Raw genomic sequence first — 21,448 nt, 5'->3', positions numbered from 1 at the left:
GTCCGTTGCGGTAAATAGTATTTTATTGGTTAACTTTTCATGTAACTCAACCCGCTAGACTATGGACAATGAAAAAGTTATCCACAATTTTTATAAAGCATTTGCCAAAGGAAAAGCAGATGAAATGGTTTCCTACTACCATCAGGATATTGTCTTTGAGGACCCGGTATTTGGGGTACTTAAGGGCGAGGAAGCCAAAAGCATGTGGAAAATGCTCTTAGAAAGAAGCGAAGGAAACCTCAAAGTCACCTTTTCTGAGGTGAATGTGGTACGCAATTCCGGGGAAGCAAAATGGGAGGCAGTCTATCCTTTCGGTCCTGAAAAAAGGTTGGTACACAATAAGATCAATGCTGAGTTCGAATTCAAGGACGGAAAAATCATCAAACATACCGACAGGTTTGATTTGTGGAAATGGTCAAGGATGGCTTTGGGTTGGAAGGGGATATTATTGGGTTGGTCGCCAATGGTGCAAAACAAAATCAAAAGCCAATCCAAAGCATTGCTCAAAAAATTCATGGAAAATTAGGCATATATCGTTGTTTTGTTATTGCCAAATTTAAATGAGCAATTAATAATTAAAAAAAGGCACTTTATTTTTGAACTTATCAATTCATTGTTCTATTTTCATGCGTCTTGCCGGCCACAACTGCAATACTGGTGAAAAATCTCATCTCGACCAAGTAAAAATACGGAACCGTATTTTTATGGGAATTTTTTGGGATTTTTCACCTTATTTTTTTGATAGAGAAAAAGCGGGTTTAAACTGCCTTCACCCTCACTTCAATATTCCCTTTTACGGCCTTCGAATACATACATTCAGAGTGGGCTGCTTCTACCAATTCCTGCGCTTCTTTGAGAGATGGTGCTTTTGGTATGCTGACTGTTATATCCACAGCCAAGGCATAACCTCCTTTATCAGATACCCCTGTATGTACTTGTACTGTGATTTCTGAGTCTTTAAGGCTAATACCTTTTGCAACTGCACCCAAAGTTCCCCCAAAACAGGTAGCATAACCTGCCGCAAAAAGCTGTTCGGGATTTGTTTTGCCTCCTGGACCTCCGATTTCCTTTGGCATGGCCACATCAAAGTCCAACATGCCGTCATCAGTCCTGACATGTCCCATCCTTCCCCCTGTATTGATGGCTGTGGCAGTATAGCTTATTTTAATTTTTTCCATTAGTGGAGTTGATTGAAGTCTTTGATTAGTTTTTTGATGAGTATCGATAATTCAGATAACTCATTTTCCTCCCAACTGTTGAGGAATGCGCTTACTTTTTCGGGGATTTCTTTTGCTTTGGCTTGAAGGGCTTTTCCGGGGTAGGTAAGTTCCACCACTACTTTTCGTTCATCATTTTCGCTTCTGTTGCGGTGGATAAGGTTAGCTGACTCCAACCTTTTGAGCAAAGGCGTCAGCGTCCCTGAATCCAATTGAAGTTTGTCCCCGATTTGTGAAACCATCCGTGCATCTTCCTCCCAAAGCACCAGCATCACCAAATACTGTGGATAAGTCAATCCCAACTCCTGAAGGGGTTCTCTGTATGCTTGGGAAATGAGCCTTGAAGCTACATAAAAGTCAAATCCTAAGTCATTTTCTAATTTTGGGGATGTGGGCATAGTCTTATTTATATTGTTCACAATTCAATTTATGGAAACATTATTAATAAAAAAAATTTATCCCCCAAAGCCTCAAAGTCATTAAGAAAAAACTTTCACTTTGAGGTAATAATGAACCAAGTCGGATGGCTTCAAGCCGTCATACTTTTTAGCTATTATTTTTTTGCTCTCCTCTTTTTCAAAAAAAGCCCCTCTGAATTCAGAAGGGCTTATGATACCAATAACCAAATAACCATTTACCATTAACCAAATAATCAACCTCAATAATACCTCCCAATCATCGGATGGTCGACAATCGCTCTTTTCAATTCCAAAGCATTGATTTCCCCCATTCTGCTGTAAGCCAATTTTCCTCCCGGTTCGATCAACAGGGTAATGGGAAGACTTCCGTCCCATTCATTTTTGACCACATCGATGACAGCATATTTGTCCTCTGTGTCAATCAGGTAATTGGGGACAGCAGAATATTTACTTTGGAGGAACTTCAAGACTTTTTCCTCCTGATTGGGGTTGTCCATGCTGAGGGAGACAAACTGAAAATCCCTGCCCATATACATCCTTTGGATTTCGATAAATTCCGGATACTCGATCACACAAGGTCCACACCAAGTTGCCCAAAAATTGATCAACAGTAATTTGTCCGTGTCATTCTTCAATAGATCAGCCAATTGGATTGTGGATATCTTTTGAACCTCCACCGGTTTTTTCTTCCATTCCTCATTGGTCTTGATGGTATACTCATTTTTCCATGCCCATTTGGTAGAGCATCCAAATGCCGGGGTAATTGACTTATCCACAGGCAAAGCTTCTCCTGCCAGGGTTTTTTCTATGGCATTTCTCAGGTCTTCTGCATTGGCAGTTCCTGGTTTTTCGGAAGCATCTATCCTGCCCGAGTAACTGAGTTTTCTGTCTTTGTCAAAAACAAAAACCTGAGGAGTGGCGGTAGGGCCATAGGCTAAAGAATACTGATGGGTATCTCCATCATAGAGATAAGGAAAATTGTATTTTTTATCCACATACCGTACCTGCATGCTTTTGTAATCATCGCTAAGGTCTGTGTAGCCAAGTTCCTCTGGCAAAATTCCGATCGGACTGTTGGGTGAAATCGCCACAAAGGCAACGCTTTTTCCCTTGTACTCATTGACCATGTTGATAAACCTGTCCTCATAGGCCTGTGCCGTTGGACAGTGGTTGCAGGTAAAGTTGATGACCAATACCTCTGCATCTTTGAAGTCATCGATAGAAACCATTTTTCCATCGGTATCAGGCAAATTGAAGTAAGGTGCTTGGTCTCCGACCGCCAATTTGCCTACAGGCTGTTCGTTCATTTCCTGGGGATTGGCCACAAATCCCGATTCGGGCTGTATAGCTGTTTCCTGCATGTCGTTGCTTTCCTGCTTTCCGCATGACCAAATAAAAGTCAGGCTCAGAATAATCAGGAATGTGGATAAGTGTTGTTTTTTCATAGGTTTGTGATTTTAAATAAACTTCCCTCTAATACTTGTGGAAAAACCTAAAATCTATTTGACATAGGTTGCTTGATTGAGGTATTCAAAGCTTTTCTTAACACTCTCGATAGGTTCAAAATTGTACCTTTCGACCTCCACATAAAAATCCTTCATGCCTTGTGCATAGGCTGCTTCAAAGATCGGTTTGAAATCCATTGTTCCGCTTGCCCCGATTTCTTCTTCATCTTTGATATGGAGAAGAGGAAACCTTCCCGCATATTTATTGAGGTAATCCACAGCTGGATAACCCCCCTTTTGTGACCAATATACATCGAGTTCAAAACAGACTAGTTTTGGATCAGTATTTTTGATCATATGATCCATCATGATGGTTCCTTCTATTTTTTCAAACTCTCTTGAGTGATTGTGAAAACCGAACATCAAGCCTGATTTTTTGGTCACTTCACCCACAGCATTGTAATAATCGCACCATACATCCAATTCTCCCAAGGTTTTTGGGATCGGCATGGAGGGCTTGATGAGGTATTTGGCGCCCATTTTTTTGTGGTCGTCTGCAGCCTTTTTCCACCAATCCAAAGCCTCTTGCTTTTTGGCAGGATCATACTGCGGTCCGCCGACATGGGCACTTTGAAGCTTCAATCCCAAGTCCTCAATGTATTTCCTGAAAAATGCAGGCTCCATTCCGTAGACCAATCCATCCTTATAGCTCGCATTTTCAAGGTTTTTGTATCCTATAGCGGAAACAAGGTTTAGGGTTCCCTGAGGATCTTCATCCATAGCTTTCCTTAGTGAATACAATTGCAGCCCAATGGGTTTTTTGGCAAAGGGCTTGGCCAATAAACCGGTAGGGTTGAGGATTGTTCCTAATGCAAGTGCACCGGACATTTTTAAGAAATCTCTTCTTTTGTTCATGGAATAAAAGGTTTAAAGTTTGTAGCCGTTTTCGTAATTGTAATGCATTTTTGAGCTTGCTTCCCAATCATTGGGGAAAGTTTGGGTAACAGGATCCCAATCCAATGGACGGCCAAGCTCTGCAGCAATGTTTCCAATTGTACACACTACGCAGGTGCTGTGCCCTACTTCCACCGGCACGATAGGATCCTTTCTTTTGATCACTGAATCAATAAAATCCCAATAATGCGGTGGATAACCTAAATTGGGTCTTTGCAAAGTGGGCTTCAGACTTTCATCAGAGGAATCAAACTGACCACGGGAAACTTTTATCCAGCCATTGTCCCCAATGAATTTGACACCTTGTCTTGCTTCATCAAATGGACCGACCACCATTTCCACCCCATTGGCATAGTGGTAAGTCAAAGGTTTTCCGTCTTTGGCCGGAATGACTTTGACAGGACCGCTCCTATCCATGCCCAGGCCCCATTGGGCAATGTCAAACATATGCGCACCCCAATCGGTCATAAAGCCACCACCTGTTTCTTTGTAAGACCTCCAAGCTCCCCAGAGTTTTTCATTCTGTTCAGGTTGTAGAGAAATGGGAGGATTGAGTTTTTCATTATAATGCAATTCCGGTAAAGGGCCAAGCCATGTTTTCCAGTCCAATCCTGTGGGGATTTCCTGCTTTTCAAGATTATAGGATACAGGATGTTCCGGTTGACCGACATGGACGAGCACCTGTTTTACTTTTCCGATTCTGCCCTTTAGTACCATCCTGGCGGCATGCTGGAAATTTACATCTGAGCGCTGCTGACTGCCTACGGCAAGGACTGCGCCATTTGACCTAACGGCTTTGACAAGTTCCTGTCCTTCTTTGATGGTGAAAGTAAGCGGTTTTTCAAGGTACACGTCTTTTCCAGATTTGCATGCAGCTATCGCCATCAAAGCATGCCAATGATCTGGCGTCGCAATTACCACGGCATCAATGTCCTGTCTGGAAAGTAGTTCCCGGTAATCCGAATAAACATCAATTGAGGGGGCAGCTTTTCCCAACTCGGCACTGATTTTGTTCACCCTGATTTTGAATCGTTCTCTTTTGATTTCATAAACATCTGCACAAGCCATGATTTCGACACCCGGAATCCGCATCATACCATTGAGAATTCCCATGGCCTGTCTACCGACACCTATAAATCCCAACCTGACTTGATGGATGTCAGCTGACTCTATTGGTTCGGAAGCGATACTTATTCCGGGCAAAAAAGAAAGGCCGGCAGCACTAAGGAGTGAGGTTCCCAAGAATTTTCTCCTTGAAACCGGTGAAAGGTCTTTTTTCATTATCAATTGGGTTTGTTGTTAATTTACTATTATATCCCCTTGTCAGTTAAATTTGGTTTATCTAAAGGTAATTTGCTATTTTTAGATAAAGACCATATAATATTACTTTAAATCGGTCTTTGATAAAAATTTAAGCTTCTTAAAATCAAGGCCGTAATGGGTTAGTTTGATGAAGCCCGTTATTTGTTATTTGTAAGGTGATGTTGAAAAAGCCTAAAATACTTGTCGTAGGATCCGCAAATACGGATATGGTGATCCGTACAGATCATTTTCCTGTTCCGGGGGAAACCATAATTGGGGGTGCTTTTTCTTTGGTTCCTGGAGGAAAGGGTGCCAATCAGGCTGTGGCGGCTGCAAGACTAGGTGGAGATGTCTGTTTTATTACCCAATTGGGAACTGATGTTTTTGGAAATCAAAATCTGGAGAACTTTAAAAAAGAAGGAATTGATACCTCTTTGATCAGACAAAATCCAGAGCAGCCTTCCGGTGTGGCGCTGATAACTGTGGATAAGTCTGGAGAAAACACCATCATCGTGGCCCCGGGAGCAAATCACGCCCTTACTGTAGAGGAAATTTCTGCTGCCTCCAATGCTTTTCAACAAGCAGACATTGTACTAGTCCAACTTGAAGTACCATTACCGGTGGTATTAGATGTATGCCAAAAAGCATATGGGCTTGGAAAAAGAGTCATACTCAATCCAGCCCCTGCCATGGATTTGCCGGATAATATTTTTCAATTTTTGTATTTGATTACTCCAAATGAAACAGAAGCGGAATTTTTGACGGGAGTCAAGGTCCATGGAGAAGCTTCTGCTTATCAGGCTGCTTCCAGGTTGAGGAACAAAGGAGTAAAAAGAATCATTATCACATTGGGTGAGGGTGGTGCTTTTTTGTTTACAGACTCTTTTCAGGGAATTATCCCTACTTCTAAAGTGAAAGTAAAAGATACTACGGCTGCCGGTGATACCTTCAGCGGAGCCTTGGCAGTTGCCTTGGGAAATGGAAAAAGCCTGGAAAAAGCCATTGCTTTTGCGCTGAAGGCAGCGACGCTTTCTGTACAGAGATTTGGCGCGCAGACTTCGATTCCCTATTTAGAAGAAATGTGACAGAAGAGAAACGAGTGACGAGAAGCAAGAAACGAGATAATGTATGTGGTCTCAGTTTGCAGTTTTATCAGACTCACCATCTTTATCGATGTCGACAACTTGATAACCTGACAACGCGAAGCTGACAACCACTATAACCAATATAACAATTATAACCCTCAAATAACCCTATCATATGAAAACCAAATTGTGGATAACTTTTGTTTTTGTCTTAAATGGAATTCTCCTGTTTTCCTGTCAAAATGAACCCGGAACGGATAAAATTATTGCTGATTCTTTTGAAGAAGGAGAAAGTATTACGATCAGCAAAGAAAAACTCCAAGATAAAATCAAAGGTGGCTGGGCAGGTCAGGTGATTGGCTGTACCTATGGAGGACCGACAGAATTCCGGTTCAACGGTACCATGATAGGCGACCATGTTCCTATTCCTTGGGACGAAAACCAAATGCTTTGGTGGTATGAAAATTCTCCCGGTCTCTATGACGACGTTTACATGGACCTGACTTTTGTGGATATCTTTGAAAAACACGGCTTGGATGCTGCAGATTCTCTGCACGCCTTTGCCTTTGCCAATGCGGAATACCAGCTTTGGCATGCCAATCAGGCTGCTAGATATAATATCCTCAACGGGATGATGCCTCCCGCCTCAGGATTTTGGAAAAACAATCCCCATTCCGATGATATCGATTTTCAGATCGAGGCGGATTTTGCGGGATTGATGTCCCCGGGAATGGTCAATGTCGCTGCAAATGTCGGAGACCGTATCGGTCATATCATGAATTATGGTGATGGAGTCTATGGGGGGATTTATGTGGCTTCTATGTATGCACTTGCTTTTGTCCATGATGACATGGAGTTTGTGGTGGAGGAAGCTTTGAAGACAGTACCTGCCGAAAGTGAATTTCACCAATGTATTTCAGATATCATCAATTGGCACAAGCAATATCCGGATGATTGGAAGCAGACTTGGTTTGAAGCACAAAAGAAATGGACCAAAGAAAAAGGCTGTCCTGACGGGGTCTTCAAGGCATTTAACATAGACGCCAAAATCAATGCCGCCTACATTGTCATAGGCCTTTTATATGGAGAAGGTGATTATGGCAAAACGATTGACATCAGCACCCGCTGTGGTTATGATTCGGATTGTAATCCCGCCAATGCCGGAGGGATTTTGGGAACGATGATCGGCTACAGTAATATCCCCGACTATTGGAAGCAGGGAATCGACAAAGTAGAAGACATGAATTTCAAATACACCACCATGTCTCTTAATAAGGTATATGAAGTCGGAATGGACCATGCAGTCCAAATGGTCAAAAGAAACGGAGGCGAAGAAACCGCCGACGGCATTACCATCAAATACCAAAAACCCATTACCAAGCCATTGGAAATTGGGTTTGAGGGAATTTATCCAACCAAAAGGGCGTCTATTTTCAAACCCCTGAACCAACAAAATACAAGTGTCGAATTTACAACTGCAGGAAATGGATTTGTCCTGACAGGAGAGGCGGTCAAAGAAGCTTCTCTTCCTGATGCCGTCCTGGAGTTGGAAGTATATGTGGATAACTTGCTTTTGGAAAAAGTCAAAATGCCAACCAGCTTCCAAAGCAGAAAGCATGAGATTTTTTGGAATTATGACCTCAGCGAAGGAGAGCATACAGTCAGGCTGATTGCCGTCAATATCCCAAAAGGATACCGAGTCAATGTCAACGAGGCAATCTATTACTCCTCTGCTGATCCGGGGAATAAGAACTATTGAACCCCAAAACCCTTTCTTATGAAAAATTCATTTCCTGTTATCATTTCTATTTTGGCTTTTCTCTTTTCCTGTTCCGGAAAAGTTGAAAAAACCACCGAAGACGATGTTATTCCAAATGAAAATAAAGTGCGGCTCATTTATGACACCGATGCAAACAATGAGTTGGATGATCAATTTGCCTTGATTTACCTGTTACTCAACGGGGAGACTTTTGACCTAGAAGGGGTGACAGTCAATGCCACCAAAAGCGGCGGAGACATCCAAGGGCATTATGATGAGGCAAAGAGAATTATGCAATTGGGCCTCAGTTATGAAAAACTCCCTCTGCTCAAAGGGGCAAACGGTTCTTTTGCCGACATCCAAGCTACTGTCGCAAATGGGAATTTTGATGGTCAGGAGGCGGTGGATTTCATCATCGAACAGGCAAATGCCGACAATCCAGAAGAGCTTATCCTGCTTGCAGTAGGGAAATTGACCAATGTCGCTTTGGCTTTGGAAAAAGATCCCTCCATCGCTACTAAAATGAGAGTGGTATGGTTGGGATCTAATTATCCACAGCCGGGAGAATACAACCAGGACAACGATACGGTTTCGATGAATTATGTGCTGAATACGCAGGTTCCCTTTGAAATGGTTACAGTAAGGTATGGCGAACCCACCGGAACTGATGCCGTCAAAGTCACCCAAGCTGAAATCAATAGCCGGATGCCGGGCCTTGGTCCGCAGATTGAAACCCCGATCATTGGAAGACATGGAGGGGAATTTTCCAATTTTGGAGATTATGCAGTCAACTTATTTGAGCACATCGAATATCACGGTGATCCTCCTTCGCGTGCATTGTTTGACATGGTCGCAGCTGCAATTTTGAAAAATCCTGTTTGGGGAGAAAAAAGAGAGATTTCATGCCCGATTCTGATTGATAACCAATGGGTTGAGAGACCCGAAAATCCTCGGAAAATATCCCTTTGGGAGAACTTTGACCGGGATGCTGTCATGGATGATTTTTATCAATCTTTTATCGATTACCAAATAGTCAATCCCAAATAAACCCTGCATATGTATATCATTGAATCATATTCTCTGGCGGTCGTTTTTTGCATCATCACCATGTTTTGCTGGGGTTCTTGGGCCAATACCCAAAAGTTGGCCGGTTCCTCATGGCGGTTTGAACTGTTTTATTGGGATTACGTGATTGGGATAGTGCTGCTGACTTTGATTTTTGGATTTACATTGGGAAGCAGCGGAGAGACAGGAAGAGGATTTACAGAGGATTTGTTTCAGGCGAGCAGCAGGAGTTATTCTTTGGCCTTTATCGGTGGGGTCATTTTCAACCTCGCCAATATCCTCATTGTGGCGGCGATCGCATATGCGGGAATGTCTGTGGCATTTCCTGTGGGAATAGGATTGGCCCTGGTTTTGGGTGTCATTGTCAATTATGTTTCCAATCAGCAGGGAGATCCTGTCATGCTCTTTTCAGGGGTGGCTTTGGTTGTTGCGGCCATTGTTTTGGATGCGATGGCGTATAGAAAGCTCGCTTCGACCAACCAAAAAAACCCAAAAGTCGGTTTGGTGTTGGCTTTGGTGGGAGGGTTTTTGATGTCTTTCTTTTACTTATTTGTAGCACAGTCTATGTCTTTGGATTTCTCCAATCCCGAAGGAGGGAAGTTTACCCCTTATGCAGCGGTGTTTGTGTTTTCGATAGGCATCCTACTTAGCAATTTTGTATTCAATACTTTCCTGATGAGAAAACCAATTGAGGGTTCTCCTTTGAGGGCTTCAGATTATTTTGCCGGAAAACTTCCTGTACACCTTTTTGGAATTTTGGGAGGAATAATTTGGTGTATTGGAATGTCCTTTAGCATCATTGCGGCAGAAAAGGCAGGCCCGGCCATATCCTATGGATTGGGTCAGGGAGCGACCATGGTTGCGGCTTTTTGGGGTGTGTTTATCTGGAAAGAATTCAAAAATGCTCCCAAAGGAACAAGCAACCTGATAACAGGAATGTTTATGTTGTTTGTGATAGGCTTAGGACTGATTGTATATGCAGGGGTTTAAATTTTCTATGACTGGAAATTCCTTTTTAATTATTCCATTTTTCAATTAAAATCAAAAGAAAAAGAATTTCACTTTTTTTCCGAACCAGAAAGTGCTTTTTTGGATTCAATTATTATCTCCATATTATTCCCTATATGACTATCCAACAACTAGAATATATCATCGCAGTGGACAAGCACCGTCATTTTGGACATGCTGCCGAATCCTGCTTTGTTACCCAGCCCACTCTGAGTGCACAGGTAAGCAAGTTGGAGAAAGAGTTGGAGGTAATTTTGTTTGACCGATCAAAAATGCCTGTAATTCCCACCGAAATTGGAACCCAGATCATTGGGCAAGCCAAGCGTGTGGTATCGGAGAGTAAAGGGATCTTCGAATTGGTATCCCAACTCAAAGGTGACATCAGCGGTGTGATTAAGTTGGGAATCATCCCTACTTTGGCGCCTTATCTTCTTCACCGTTTTATCCGGTCATTTCTCGAAAAATATCCCCATGTCAAATTACAGGTTGAAGAAACTGTGACAGAAGAGATTATCAAAAAACTGAAAAATGACGAACTAGACCTCGGGATAGTTGCCACACCATTAGATGAAAGTGGTATTGTGGAAAAACCAATGTTTTACGAAAAGTTTTTTGCCTACCTGTCCAAAGGTCATCCATTGTTATCCAAAGATAAACTATTGATCAAAGACCTGGAAACCGATGACATGTGGATGTTGCAACAGGGACATTGCTTTAGAGATCAAGTGCTGAACCTCTGTAGTCAGACCAAATTTGAAAGGATGAATTTCCATTATGAAAGCGGTTCCCTTGAAGGACTGAAGAATATGGTCAACCAATATACAGGAATCACGCTCTTGCCTGAATTAGCCACAGCCTCCTTAAATGAAGAAGAAAAATCCCGCCTGAGGTCATTCAGTGATGAGACTCCTGTGAGGGAAGTGAGTATTGTGCTGACAAGGAGTTTTTTGAAAAAGAAACTGGTGGAATTGCTATACCATGAAATCTCCGCTGCCATTCCTCAACACATGACTTCCAAAGCTCATGGTAAAGTGGTGCGGTTTAAATAATGGCAATTTTTTCCTTTTGAAAGGCCGATTATTTTGTAATTTTCCAATCTTTTAATTTTCCAATTAAATATGTCCTCCCACCATTTTGTAAAAGAACAACAAGAACCTGCTTTGCTGGTTTTGGATACTTCTGGGATAAGTTTTGAGCAGATTGCGCCCTTGCTTGAATGGGTTCCCACGATTTTGGTAGCACAGGATGAAGTTCCCGTTGTCATTTCTTGGGGTGTTAAGATTGACTTGATTTTGGCAGAAATGGAATTCCAAAAAAGCCATTACCACCTTTTGGAAGAACAATATCCTGTGAAGTTTTTGGGAGTAAGGGATGGCAAATTCCATGAGGAAGGACTACAGTATTTGATAGCCTCCAAACATGGTGCGGTGAATCTCATTGGCTTCAATCATATGAATGTTTTTGACCTTGAGCCTATGCTTGAATTTTTGGATATCGTGGTTTGGGACGGTCCGATCCGATATTTTCCTGTGAAAAATGGGCATTTCAAAAAATGGTTTCCTGACACTTCTTTGCAGCTTCACGCACCGGAAGGGACGATTTTGGAAGTGCAGACTCCCGAAGGAAATGAAATCATTCAGGTCAGACACGCCACCTTTATCGAGGTGGAGGAAGGGATAACCATCATCAAAGGAAATAGGCTTTTTTGGATCGGGGAATTTATGAATGCTTGATACCCCTTACCATTCTTTGCTTTCCATTTAGGTCTTCGAAAATTTTAACTTCCTCAAATCCTATTTTTTCCATCAATTCTTTAGTCTCTTTTCCTAAAGCCTCATTGATTTCAAAATAAATCTTGCCTCCGGTCTTTAGTGCTTTTTTGGCTTTTTGGCTGATTTCTCTGTAAAAAAGCAATGGATCCTCGTCATAGACAAACAATGCCAAGTGTGGTTCATAGGCTAAAACATTGGTATGCATCAAGTTCTTTTCTGAATGTCTGACATAGGGAGGATTGCTGACAATGATATCAAGATCTTCAAATGGAAGTTCTTCTTTCAATATGTCCGATTGAATGAAATCTACTTTGGATTGCAATAGGTCAGCATTCTTTTTGGCTATATCCAAAGCCTCTTCACTTATGTCAATGCCAAAGACGGTGGGCATTTTCATTTCGAGAGCAAGAGTAACAGGAATACAACCTGACCCTGTACCTATATCCAAAATGTGAAGGCTTTCTTTTGGATTTTCTTTGATGATCAGATGGACTAGTTCTTCGGTCTCATTTCTTGGAATCAAGACAGCAGGAGACACTACAAATTCCCTCCCGTAAAATGGACCTTTGCCAAGGATGTATTGGATAGGCATGCCCATCAACAGGTTTTCTACAGCTATTGTTAATCCGGAGGGTAAATTTTCTAGAGTTTCATTTTTCAAAATGTCCATCCTCTTTTTCCCCAAATACGATTCAAAAAGCCAAAGAACAAGACTTTCGGCCTCCTGTTTGGGATAAAGCTTTTGGATCTTGTTGGAATATTCCTGAAAAAGGCCCTGAAGTGTTGTCATATTTTCTCTTCGCTTACATTTATAAAATTATAAAAAATCAAGGCGCCAATGGCATAGCAGACCAAATCCCATATATCGGAGGTGTAAGTGTTGGACCATTTTGGAAGCACAAATTCAAACAAAACCGAGAAGTAAACCAATCCAAGGGCCACCTGAAATTTAGTAAATACAAAGGTGTTTTTTTGAGGGTGGATCCATTTGAAAACCTGAAGGGTAATTCCAAGGACCACAGGTACCGCCATCAGGTCATCCAGATAGGCGTGTACTAGGGGAACAAATACTTGCATTACCTTTTCAAAGTATTGATTGGTCCAAAAAACAATACAAGGAATGTAAAAGAATGGGTTTTTGAAAACCATCATCCCGGCATCATGGCTATGAGCCATACCAAAAATGTGATGATTGCCATGTAGATGGTGTAGAAAAAGTTGCCGACGATTTTTGCATTTCTGACAAAAGGGCTGTCAGTTTCTTTGATGAAGAAAATCCATTTTTCCTCATTCGCTTTGGTCTCTTTTTCCCTTATTAAGTGGTATTCCAAGTCTTTCCCGCCTAAAGGAGCATCGCAATGTTCACAGGTTTCATAGATTTGTTTAGACCAGGAAGACCATTTACCGCAGCTGTAACATTTTTTTTCTCCCATGGATCAAAAATAAAAAACAAATCCCAAGGATTTATGTGCCTTGGGATTTGATATTCAAGAGATTTTATGGAAGAGTCCTAACGCAAAGCAAAACTATATTCCATCTTGGAAATGGAGTTATTATTTGCGATGGTTTTTTTCGCTAGCAAAAAGTCCCCGATCACCAAAGCATCAAGTCCTGTAGAATAAAAACACCTGATGGCATCCTTAGGGGACTCTACCACAGGTTCCCCCTGGATATTGAAGCTGGTATTCAATACCACGGGGACACCGGTTTTATCTCCAAGTTTTTTGATTACTTTATAATACCTCGGGTGGAGATTCCTATCGACAGTTTGTAATCTCGCACTGCCATCTACGTGGGTGACGGATGGAATGACACTTTGCTTGTCTTTGAGAACATTGCAGACTTTGAGCATGAAGGGGGCTTCTACCTCTAAGTCAAAAAACATGTCCTTAGCTTCCACAATAGCAGAAGGTGCAAATGGCCTGTAGGCTTCTCTGAATTTGATCTCCGAATTGATTTTAGCTTTCATATCTGGAAAGGCCGGATTCGCAAGAATACTCCTGCTTCCAAGTGCACGAGGGCCAATTTCCATTGAACCTTGAAACCAGCCAATGATTTTGCCTTCTTCAAGAAGATTAGCAGCAACCTCACAGATATCATCATGCCGGGTATAGTTCAGCTTACATGCTTTGAGAATTTTTTCAATTTCTTCGTTGGAATAACTTGTTCCCACATAAGGGTTGAGGTGTACAAATTCACGAGGATTTTTCAGTATGCCATTATACAGGTAATAGGCAGCACCAATCGCAGTTCCGTTGTCACCTGCAGCAGGCATCACATAGACGTCCTTAAATTTGCTCTCGCGGACGATTCGGCCGTTCATGACGCTGTTGAGAGAAACGCCTCCTGAAATCACCAAATAATCAGCCTTTGTTTTTTGATGAAGGATTTCACAAATTTCCAAAACCCGGTCTTCCAAAACCCTTTGAAAAGCGGCAGCGACATCCATATGATGCTTCTTAAATTCATCTCCAGGTCTTCTGGGAGTTCCAAAAACTTCCGAAAACTTTGGAGAGAGGTGTGAGAACGCCTTTGGATTATACTGCATGTTTTGGAAGTTGAAGTAGCTCAAATCCAATTTAACTTGCCCGTCTTTTCCGATGGAAACAATCTTTTCAACTTCCTTTTTGAATACTTCAGGATCTCCCATCGGGGCTAGACCCATTGTTTTGCCTTCATCATAATTGGTCTTGAAGCCACAAAACTGGGTCACAGCTTCATAGAAAGAGCCCAATGAATGCGGGAAGAAACTTTCTCCGAAGGCTTCGATTTTGTTTCCTTCTCCTTTACCTAGCCATGTAGTAGCCCATTCCCCCGAACCATCTATCCCTAAAAGGGCTGCGTTTTTATACGGAGAAACAAAGAATGAACCCGGTGCATGGCTGAAATGATGGGGAATGAAATGGACCTTTGGCCCGGTATTTCTTGACCCGAAAGTGTTTTCATACCATTTCCAAAAACCTTTTTGCTTTCTATATGAATGAACAAATTCATGGGTGATAAAATGTCTTATTGATTTTACATGAGTAGCTCCATAAAGTAGTTTTTTACCAAGGTTATGATTGGGTTTGATAGACACTGCGATGTGGTCAATGTCTTTGTACTTCAACTTGGCAATCTCCAAACAACGCGCAATAGCCAATTCAGGAAAAAGTTTGGTATGTTTGTCTCTGTTCAGTCGCTCTTCTTCAATTGCAGCAACAAGTTTTCCTTCCACAACAATGCATGCAGTAGAATCATGAAAATAGTAATTCAGGCCTAGTATAACCATAAAGAATAAATTGGGTGAATGGGTGAAATACGGATTACAAAATAAATTTGACTTGAAAATTAAAAAGAAAATTCAAAACTTATCTCATTTTAATGCAAAAAAATATTAGAAAAAAACCAAATATAAATTTCTAATTATGTGTCGCATTTTTCTGTGTAGAAACGTATTGTAAGTATTCAGATCAAAACAAAATGAAAAAAAGTTTTCCATTAATTATCGCATTTTCAGCTATTATGCTTTTGTCTTTTCAGTGTGAAGACAACAATCCAAATGAGAGAATCCTCGATGGATGCATCGATACTTCCAAGATCAAAACCGATGCTGCCTGTATCTTAATTTACGATCCTGTCTGCGGCTGCGACAATAAAACTTATGGAAATAGCTGCGAAGCCAATAACGCAGGAGTTATTTCCTTCACGAAGGGCGAGTGTAAATGATTTTTTTTCCTTCCGGAACCTTTACTTCGTATGCATCTCTGGAAGGTCCTCGGAAGGTTTTTTTTTGCTTAGTTTCTCAGATTCGCTGACTTTCGCAAAAGGAAATTTACAGATTCAGAGTATTCAATAATTTGTCTCCATCAATCCTCTCAATCTGTAGTTACATTTATATTCAAAACATAGGTTTGAATTGCTTCCATTTGAAATTCGAAAGCATTTTTGTAAAAATTCATATTGCTTGTAGCATTTGCTGGCATAGAAACGTCATAAGATTATTCCAATCAATTTGTTATGAAAAATATATTTCAATTATTCCTCACATTTTCAGTTTTATTCCTCTTCTCTTTTCAGTGCGAGGATCAAAATCCGGTAGACGAAGTATTGACGGATTGTATAGACCCTGCCTTAATCCAAAAAGATATGGCATGCCTCATGATCTATGACCCGGTTTGTGGCTGCGATGGAAAGACTTACGGAAATTCCTGTCTTGCAGGAATAAGCGGTGTAAAATCATTTTCTAAGGGCGAGTGTAAATGATTTTTTCCTTCCGGGTCCTTTACCACGTATGCAAATGAAAAAGTTCTCCGGAAGGTTTTTTTATGTTTTTTTCCCGATGATGCCGCAGATTTCTCAGAAGTGAAAGAAATGATCAATTGTTTCCATTCTTCGCCCATGGCAGTGTCTTCATTGCCGATATGAAAAACCTTTTAAATTGAAATTAAGTGGAGATACTGACTCAGGCAGAGAGAAAGATTATTTTGGAAATTGTCTGATTGAATCTGCGTGATCAGTGGGAAATAAAATGATGCAATTCACAGGAAACTCACCTAAGAATCAAAAAATCAGCATAGTTCAAAACTTCACCATCTGTGATTTCAAGGGATTCAACTTTTGACATAGGCGGTCCATGTCTCAGCCATACTTCCATTTCTACTATAACTGAAGGAATTCCTTCTATTTCTACCAAAACAGAACCCTCAGCCTCATTTTTGACCCAACCTTTGATACCCAGTTCCATGGCTTTTTGTTGGGTACTTTTCCGAAAGAATACACCCTGAACCCGGCCCGAAACTTTGATTCGCTTATTGATCTTCATACCATTTTTCTTCAAAGGTGGAAGTGACTTCCACATCTGCAGTCAGCACTTTGTATACCATCCAGATTACCAATATTGGCGAAAATGAGAATACAAATAAAATCAAAGCAGTATTGAGATTGACCTGAATGGCAGTAACATAGACGATCAAAAAAGCTGTTACCAAATAAACGGGAAAGAGGTAATTTTTCATGGCTATCAATGTTTTATGTATACCATCACAACAAACAATGAAAAGATATTGTTGCAAAACTAACTCTTTACCAATAACTTACTTCCTTGATGTGCAAAGAATCCAATGGAATAAATAGATAAGATTAAGTTGTTTAAGATTTGCTATAAAGCCATCCTACCGAAAGTTTGTAGCCAAGTGTCAGAATAATGGCGCCTGTAAAAAGACCTATAAAACCCGAATAAATAAACCCCCCGATTGCTCCCATAAATACAATGGCCATCGGTACCGGTGCCCCTTTACCCATCAAGATGGGTTTTAAAAAATTATCCAAAACTCCGGCTAAGATCATCCAGATGGTAAACAAAGTCGCGGTCGTAGAATCTGCAGATTCCCAGATGTAAATGATTGAACCTATGGATACTGGAAAAATGCCGACTTGGACAATTGATAAAATCAGACATACCAAAATCCAAACCCCCGCAAAGGGAATTCCTGCGACTACCAAGCCAATTCCTACAAAAATGGTTTGTATTACAGCTACTCCCAAAATCCCTTTTACTACATTTCTGACAGTCAATTCCGCAGTTTCTGCCAAGTCTTCTCCTGCCTTTCCGGCAAGCTTGGTGAAAACCGATTTGAGCAATCCAGACCCCTCCTTTGCATAAGCAAGTATGACACCACTTATGGCAATAGAAAGTGAAAATAACAGCAATCCCATAGCACTGCTTTTCAGGAGTTCAAAAAATTTAAATAGAAATGGCTTGAGGTCTTCTTGGTGGTTCAGCATAGTATCCGAAAGATTTACCGATGCTTCTTTCCATAAAGAATAAATTTTTTCCCCTATCAAAGGCCAATCTGCAACACTTTCATTAGGAGGGGGAATGTACAAGTCATGATTCTTGTATTCTTCCACCAATACCTTGAATTCATCTACTGTTGCTAAAAGAAGCCAAATCCCGGGACCGATAATCAATAAAAGCATGGAACCGGCAATAATTCCTCCAGAAAGTCCGGTTCTGTTTTTCAACTTCTTGGATAAAGCTTTGTGCAAAGGGTAAAAAGCCGTAGCCAATACTGCCGCCCATACTAATGGTGTGATAAATGGAGACATTATAAAAAAACACCAAATCAGTAATAATCCCAAGGCAATCAGCTGAAGTGCGTGGTGCATAACAGGATTTATTTTTATTGGGTCAGTTTCAGGCGTATTTTTTTCCATTTTGCTATAAAGGTTATTGTTTCCAATTTCCAATTTAAGATTGATTTTTATAGTTTTTTTTCTTTTTGCCAAAATTAATTTTGGAGTTACTGAAACCATTGAACTATACTTAATCTCCATTCCCAATCAAGAACTCTATTTTTGATTATTTTTACATTAAGCCAAACCAGCTTTGCCTTGATTGTGTTATGACTTTGCTATGAAAGGATTTCGATTTACACAGTACATCCCCCCAAACGACCCGGAGAAAAATACCTTCGAAAACCTGCTTAATATTTTTCTGCAACTCGTCACCATGACAGGAGGCGATGTAGCTGAGGCTTTGTCTTGGTTGACCAACCTTGACAAGCGATATAACATGACCAATCCGAATTACGGTATTGGGGATTTTATAGAAGACCTCAAGACCAAAGGATACCTTACTGAAGAAAACCAAAAAGGCGAATTCAAGATCACATCAAAAGCCGAGCAGACAATCCGCAAAAGTGCTTTGGAAGAAATTTTCGGAAAACTCAAGCGTGGCAAAGGTGGTCAGCACCGAACCACCCACTCAGGTCAGGGTGAAGAAAAGGGAACAGACCGCAGGCCTTATACTTTTGGAGACAATTTAGACCAAATTGCACTTACCGATTCCATCAGAAATGCGCAAGTCAACCACGGTTTTGGCGGTGATTATCTACTGACCGAAGATGATTTGGAAGTCGTCGAGAATGAATTCCGCTCCCAGACCTCCACCGTGCTGATGATAGACATTTCGCATTCGATGATTTTGTACGGGGAAGACCGGATCACTCCGGCCAAAAAAGTGGCAATGGCTTTGGCAGAACTGATCAAAACCCGATATCCGAAAGATACACTAGATATCATCGTCTTTGGCAATGATGCCTGGCAGATTGAGATCAAAGACCTGCCTTACCTTCAGGTCGGTCCTTACCATACCAATACCGTCGCAGGTTTGGAGTTGGCGATGGATCTCCTCCGCAAAAGAAAAAACCCAAACAAGCAGATTTTCATGATCACTGACGGTAAGCCAACTTGCCTCAAAGTCGGAATCAAATACTATAAAAACGCTTTTGGCATCGACAGCAAAATCCTTAATGAAACCCTCAAGCTTGCAGCGCAATGCCGCAAACTTAAGATTCCTGTCACCACATTCATGATTGCTTCGGATCCTTATCTGAAGGAATTTGTCAAGGAATTTACCAAAGTGAATAACGGAAATGCCTATTACAGTAGCCTCAAGGGTCTAGGAGACCTGATTTTTGAAGATTATAAAAGAAACCGCACCAAAAAATTTTAACACATGGATTACAGCAAACTGACTGGAAAAGACCTATTGAAAATAAAAACCCTCGGAGAACTCAAAGCCGCCGGATACCAATCCAAAACCATCAAAGAAGAACTCCGCCAAAACCTGATCCACAAGATCAAAAACAAGGAAAATGTATTTGAAGGAATTTGGGGTTATGAGGACACAGTCATTCCTGACATCGAGCGGGCCATCCTTTCCCGCCACAATATCAACCTGCTCGGTCTCCGCGGTCAGGCCAAAACCAGGATTGCACGACAGATGACACACCTCCTCGATGAATATGTTCCTGTAGTGGAAGGATCTGAACTGAATGATGATCCATTTGCGCCGCTGACGACTTTTTCCAAGGAACTCATTGAGACCAAAGGAGACCATACCCCTATTTCTTGGTGGCATCGCGACGATCGATACACCGAAAAACTCGCCACGCCTGATGTATCTGTCGCCGATCTTATCGGGGATGTCGATCCGATCAAAGCAGCGACGATGAAGCTTTCCTACAACGACGAGCGCGTTATCCACTATGGACTCGTCCCCCGCTCCCACCGTTCTATCTTCGTCATCAACGAACTTCCCGATCTTCAGGCGAGGATACAGGTGGCACTTTTCAACATCTTGCAAGAGGGCGATATCCAGATCCGTGGATTTAAACTGAGACTTCCTTTGGATATTCAGTTTGTGTTTACTGCCAATCCGGAGGACTACACCAACCGTGGCTCGATCGTGACGCCGCTCAAGGACAGGATCGAAAGTCAGATCATCACCCATTATCCTAAGAGCATTGAGATCGGTAAAAGAATTACCGCACAGGAAGCAAAACTGGACGGAAAGCCGGTGGAAAAAATCCATGTGCCCTTGCTCATGAAAGACCTGATCGAACAGATCGCCGTGGAGGCAAGAAAGAGTGAATATGTGGATGAGAAAAGTGGGGTGTCTGCACGTTTGACAATTTCTGCCTATGAAAACCTCATTTCTGCAGCAGAAAGGAGGCTGTATATGAACGGGGAAGAAAATACTGTCATCCGGATTTCAGACCTGATCGGCGTGATTCCTGCGATTACCGGAAAGGTGGAGTTGGTCTATGAAGGCGAACAGGAAGGTGCAGGCCTCGTGGCTTACACCCTGATCGGCAAAGCCATCAGGACTCTGTTCACTGACTTTTTCCCTTCTCCTGAGCAAAAGAAAAAAGAAAAAGCAAACAACTTCTATACTTTGCCATTGTCATGGTTTGGGGAAGGAAATACCCTCGATTTATTGGCTTCGCAAAGCGACAAAGAATACAAAACCCTCCTGCATCAGGTACCGGGATTGGAAAGCATCGTCACCAAGCAGGTGAAGGCCTTGCCTGAAAAAGAGAAGGAATTCTTTATGGAATTTGCACTGCATGGCTTGGCGGAGTACAGCCAACTCAGCAAAAAAATGCTCGACACCGGGATGCAGTTCAAGGACCTGTTCAGCTCGATGTTTGACATGGGAAGTCCCGGGGAAGATGAGGATTTTGAAGATGATATTTAAACTTTCCCACCATAGCTGATTAAAAACAAGACCCTTCGGAGATTTTCGGAGGGTTTTTTGTTGGCAGCCTGTGTTTCGCCAAAATTTTTCCCGCAAAGTCGCAGATCCGCAAAGGTTTCCGGTCGGATGGCTTCAAGTCATCAGACACCGTTATCCGGCTTCTCTAGAAGCAGGAAGTCCTACCTTCTTACTCACGCAAGACCACAGGGTTAGAACAGTCGGACGGCTTCAAGCCATCAGACCATTATGTAAATCAGTTTTTAAAGCCGTCTGACTTTGCCCTGCTTGGTACCTTTCGAGAATACTTCTGTACCTAAGGTAGATAGCTGTGTATTCATTTTTGGTTCACAGAAAGTCTGTTTTGCTTCATGGGAATTCTTTTTTAATTCCTTGAAAG

24 protein-coding genes are annotated in these 21,448 nt (G+C 41.6%); 12 read left to right on the top strand and 12 right to left on the bottom strand.

What is annotated here, in order from left to right; translation table 11 throughout:
* The first annotated feature begins 61 nt into the window (after positions 1-61).
* Positions 62-526, top strand: coding sequence for a nuclear transport factor 2 family protein (locus ACZFYI_RS02940; protein ID WP_462522632.1), 465 nt, complete (start codon positions 62-64; stop codon positions 524-526).
* A gap of 232 nt (positions 527-758) precedes the next feature.
* Here ACZFYI_RS02940 and ACZFYI_RS02935 read toward each other — a convergent pair whose 3' ends face one another.
* From ACZFYI_RS02935 to ACZFYI_RS02915, 5 genes are all read right to left on the bottom strand, one after another.
* A complete protein-coding gene (locus ACZFYI_RS02935; protein ID WP_462522631.1) occupies positions 759-1,178 on the bottom strand; it encodes an organic hydroperoxide resistance protein in 420 nt (139 codons plus the stop codon).
* Positions 1,178-1,615, bottom strand: coding sequence for a MarR family winged helix-turn-helix transcriptional regulator (locus tag ACZFYI_RS02930; RefSeq protein ID WP_462522630.1), 438 nt, complete (start codon positions 1,613-1,615; stop codon positions 1,178-1,180). Before ACZFYI_RS02930 ends, ACZFYI_RS02935 begins: the two co-directional genes overlap by 1 nt.
* Before the next feature lie 260 nt (positions 1,616-1,875).
* On the bottom strand, positions 1,876-3,081 hold the full coding sequence (locus tag ACZFYI_RS02925; RefSeq protein WP_462522629.1) for a redoxin domain-containing protein: 1,206 nt from the start codon (positions 3,079-3,081) through the stop codon (positions 1,876-1,878).
* Between the two features lie 54 nt (positions 3,082-3,135).
* Complete coding sequence (locus tag ACZFYI_RS02920) at positions 3,136-3,996, bottom strand: sugar phosphate isomerase/epimerase family protein (RefSeq protein WP_462522628.1); 861 nt, start codon at positions 3,994-3,996, stop codon at positions 3,136-3,138.
* A 12-nt stretch (positions 3,997-4,008) separates the two neighbouring features.
* On the bottom strand, positions 4,009-5,316 hold the full coding sequence (locus ACZFYI_RS02915; protein WP_462522627.1) for a Gfo/Idh/MocA family protein: 1,308 nt from the start codon (positions 5,314-5,316) through the stop codon (positions 4,009-4,011).
* Between the two features lie 200 nt (positions 5,317-5,516).
* Here ACZFYI_RS02915 and rbsK point away from each other — a divergent pair, with 200 nt between their 5' ends.
* From rbsK to ACZFYI_RS02885, 6 genes are all read left to right on the top strand, one after another.
* A complete protein-coding gene (gene rbsK / locus ACZFYI_RS02910; protein WP_462522626.1) occupies positions 5,517-6,422 on the top strand; it encodes a ribokinase in 906 nt (301 codons plus the stop codon).
* 175 nt (positions 6,423-6,597) lie between these two features.
* Entirely contained in the window at positions 6,598-8,181 is a 1,584-nt protein-coding gene (locus ACZFYI_RS02905; RefSeq protein ID WP_462522625.1) for an ADP-ribosylglycohydrolase family protein, read from the top strand.
* Between the two features lie 18 nt (positions 8,182-8,199).
* A complete protein-coding gene (locus tag ACZFYI_RS02900; RefSeq protein WP_462522624.1) occupies positions 8,200-9,228 on the top strand; it encodes a nucleoside hydrolase in 1,029 nt (342 codons plus the stop codon).
* 9 nt (positions 9,229-9,237) lie between these two features.
* Positions 9,238-10,236, top strand: a complete 999-nt coding sequence (locus tag ACZFYI_RS02895; protein ID WP_462522623.1) for a GRP family sugar transporter — start codon at positions 9,238-9,240, stop codon at positions 10,234-10,236.
* 134 nt (positions 10,237-10,370) lie between these two features.
* A complete protein-coding gene (locus ACZFYI_RS02890) occupies positions 10,371-11,303 on the top strand; it encodes a hydrogen peroxide-inducible genes activator (protein ID WP_462522622.1) in 933 nt (310 codons plus the stop codon).
* Between the two features lie 69 nt (positions 11,304-11,372).
* A complete protein-coding gene (locus ACZFYI_RS02885; protein WP_462522621.1) occupies positions 11,373-11,987 on the top strand; it encodes a thiamine pyrophosphokinase in 615 nt (204 codons plus the stop codon).
* On the opposite strand, the gene prmC is transcribed toward ACZFYI_RS02885, so the two are convergent.
* The 4 genes from prmC to ACZFYI_RS02865 all read right to left on the bottom strand — a co-directional run bounded on the left by prmC (position 11,974) and on the right by ACZFYI_RS02865 (position 15,297).
* Positions 11,974-12,816 (bottom strand): peptide chain release factor N(5)-glutamine methyltransferase, encoded by an 843-nt coding sequence (prmC, locus tag ACZFYI_RS02880; protein ID WP_462522620.1) that lies wholly within the window; start codon positions 12,814-12,816, stop codon positions 11,974-11,976. The genes ACZFYI_RS02885 and prmC overlap by 14 nt on opposite strands.
* Positions 12,813-13,202: a magnesium citrate secondary transporter gene (locus ACZFYI_RS02875; RefSeq protein ID WP_462522619.1), complete on the bottom strand. Its 390-nt coding sequence runs from the start codon at positions 13,200-13,202 to the stop codon at positions 12,813-12,815. The genes prmC and ACZFYI_RS02875 overlap by 4 nt, the downstream gene beginning before the upstream one ends.
* Entirely contained in the window at positions 13,175-13,459 is a 285-nt protein-coding gene (locus ACZFYI_RS02870) for a hypothetical protein (protein ID WP_462522618.1), read from the bottom strand. The genes ACZFYI_RS02875 and ACZFYI_RS02870 overlap by 28 nt, the downstream gene beginning before the upstream one ends.
* A 77-nt stretch (positions 13,460-13,536) precedes the next feature.
* A complete protein-coding gene (locus ACZFYI_RS02865) occupies positions 13,537-15,297 on the bottom strand; it encodes a carbamoyltransferase family protein (RefSeq protein ID WP_462522617.1) in 1,761 nt (586 codons plus the stop codon).
* A gap of 191 nt (positions 15,298-15,488) precedes the next feature.
* Between ACZFYI_RS02865 and ACZFYI_RS02860 the strand changes: the two genes are divergently transcribed.
* Complete coding sequence (locus tag ACZFYI_RS02860) at positions 15,489-15,734, top strand: Kazal-type serine protease inhibitor family protein (RefSeq protein WP_462522616.1); 246 nt, start codon at positions 15,489-15,491, stop codon at positions 15,732-15,734.
* Between the two features lie 291 nt (positions 15,735-16,025).
* The gene (locus ACZFYI_RS02855) at positions 16,026-16,271 is read left to right on the top strand and encodes a Kazal-type serine protease inhibitor domain-containing protein (protein ID WP_462522615.1); all 246 of its coding nucleotides are present in this window, start codon (positions 16,026-16,028) and stop codon (positions 16,269-16,271) included.
* 286 nt (positions 16,272-16,557) lie between these two features.
* Here the strand turns inward: ACZFYI_RS02855 and ACZFYI_RS02850 are convergent, their stop codons facing one another.
* The 3 genes from ACZFYI_RS02850 to ACZFYI_RS02840 form a co-directional block, all read right to left on the bottom strand.
* Complete coding sequence (locus ACZFYI_RS02850; RefSeq protein WP_462522614.1) at positions 16,558-16,830, bottom strand: acylphosphatase; 273 nt, start codon at positions 16,828-16,830, stop codon at positions 16,558-16,560.
* Positions 16,817-17,023: a hypothetical protein gene (locus ACZFYI_RS02845; protein WP_462522613.1), complete on the bottom strand. Its 207-nt coding sequence runs from the start codon at positions 17,021-17,023 to the stop codon at positions 16,817-16,819. The genes ACZFYI_RS02850 and ACZFYI_RS02845 overlap by 14 nt, the downstream gene beginning before the upstream one ends.
* A gap of 133 nt (positions 17,024-17,156) precedes the next feature.
* On the bottom strand, positions 17,157-18,224 hold the full coding sequence (locus ACZFYI_RS02840) for an AI-2E family transporter (protein WP_462522612.1): 1,068 nt from the start codon (positions 18,222-18,224) through the stop codon (positions 17,157-17,159).
* A gap of 199 nt (positions 18,225-18,423) precedes the next feature.
* Here ACZFYI_RS02840 and ACZFYI_RS02835 point away from each other — a divergent pair, with 199 nt between their 5' ends.
* The 3 genes from ACZFYI_RS02835 to ACZFYI_RS02825 all read left to right on the top strand — a co-directional run bounded on the left by ACZFYI_RS02835 (position 18,424) and on the right by ACZFYI_RS02825 (position 21,325).
* Positions 18,424-19,524: a vWA domain-containing protein gene (locus ACZFYI_RS02835; protein WP_462522611.1), complete on the top strand. Its 1,101-nt coding sequence runs from the start codon at positions 18,424-18,426 to the stop codon at positions 19,522-19,524.
* A 3-nt stretch (positions 19,525-19,527) separates the two neighbouring features.
* Entirely contained in the window at positions 19,528-21,051 is a 1,524-nt protein-coding gene (locus ACZFYI_RS02830) for a P-loop NTPase family protein (RefSeq protein ID WP_462522610.1), read from the top strand.
* A gap of 70 nt (positions 21,052-21,121) precedes the next feature.
* A complete protein-coding gene (locus ACZFYI_RS02825; RefSeq protein WP_462522609.1) occupies positions 21,122-21,325 on the top strand; it encodes a hypothetical protein in 204 nt (67 codons plus the stop codon).
* Positions 21,326-21,448 lie beyond the last annotated feature (123 nt).

The sequence above is a fragment of the Aquiflexum sp. genome, assembly GCF_977115555.1.
Note: the sequence above shows the minus strand (reverse complement) of the source record. Positions and strands in the feature narration are given on the sequence as shown.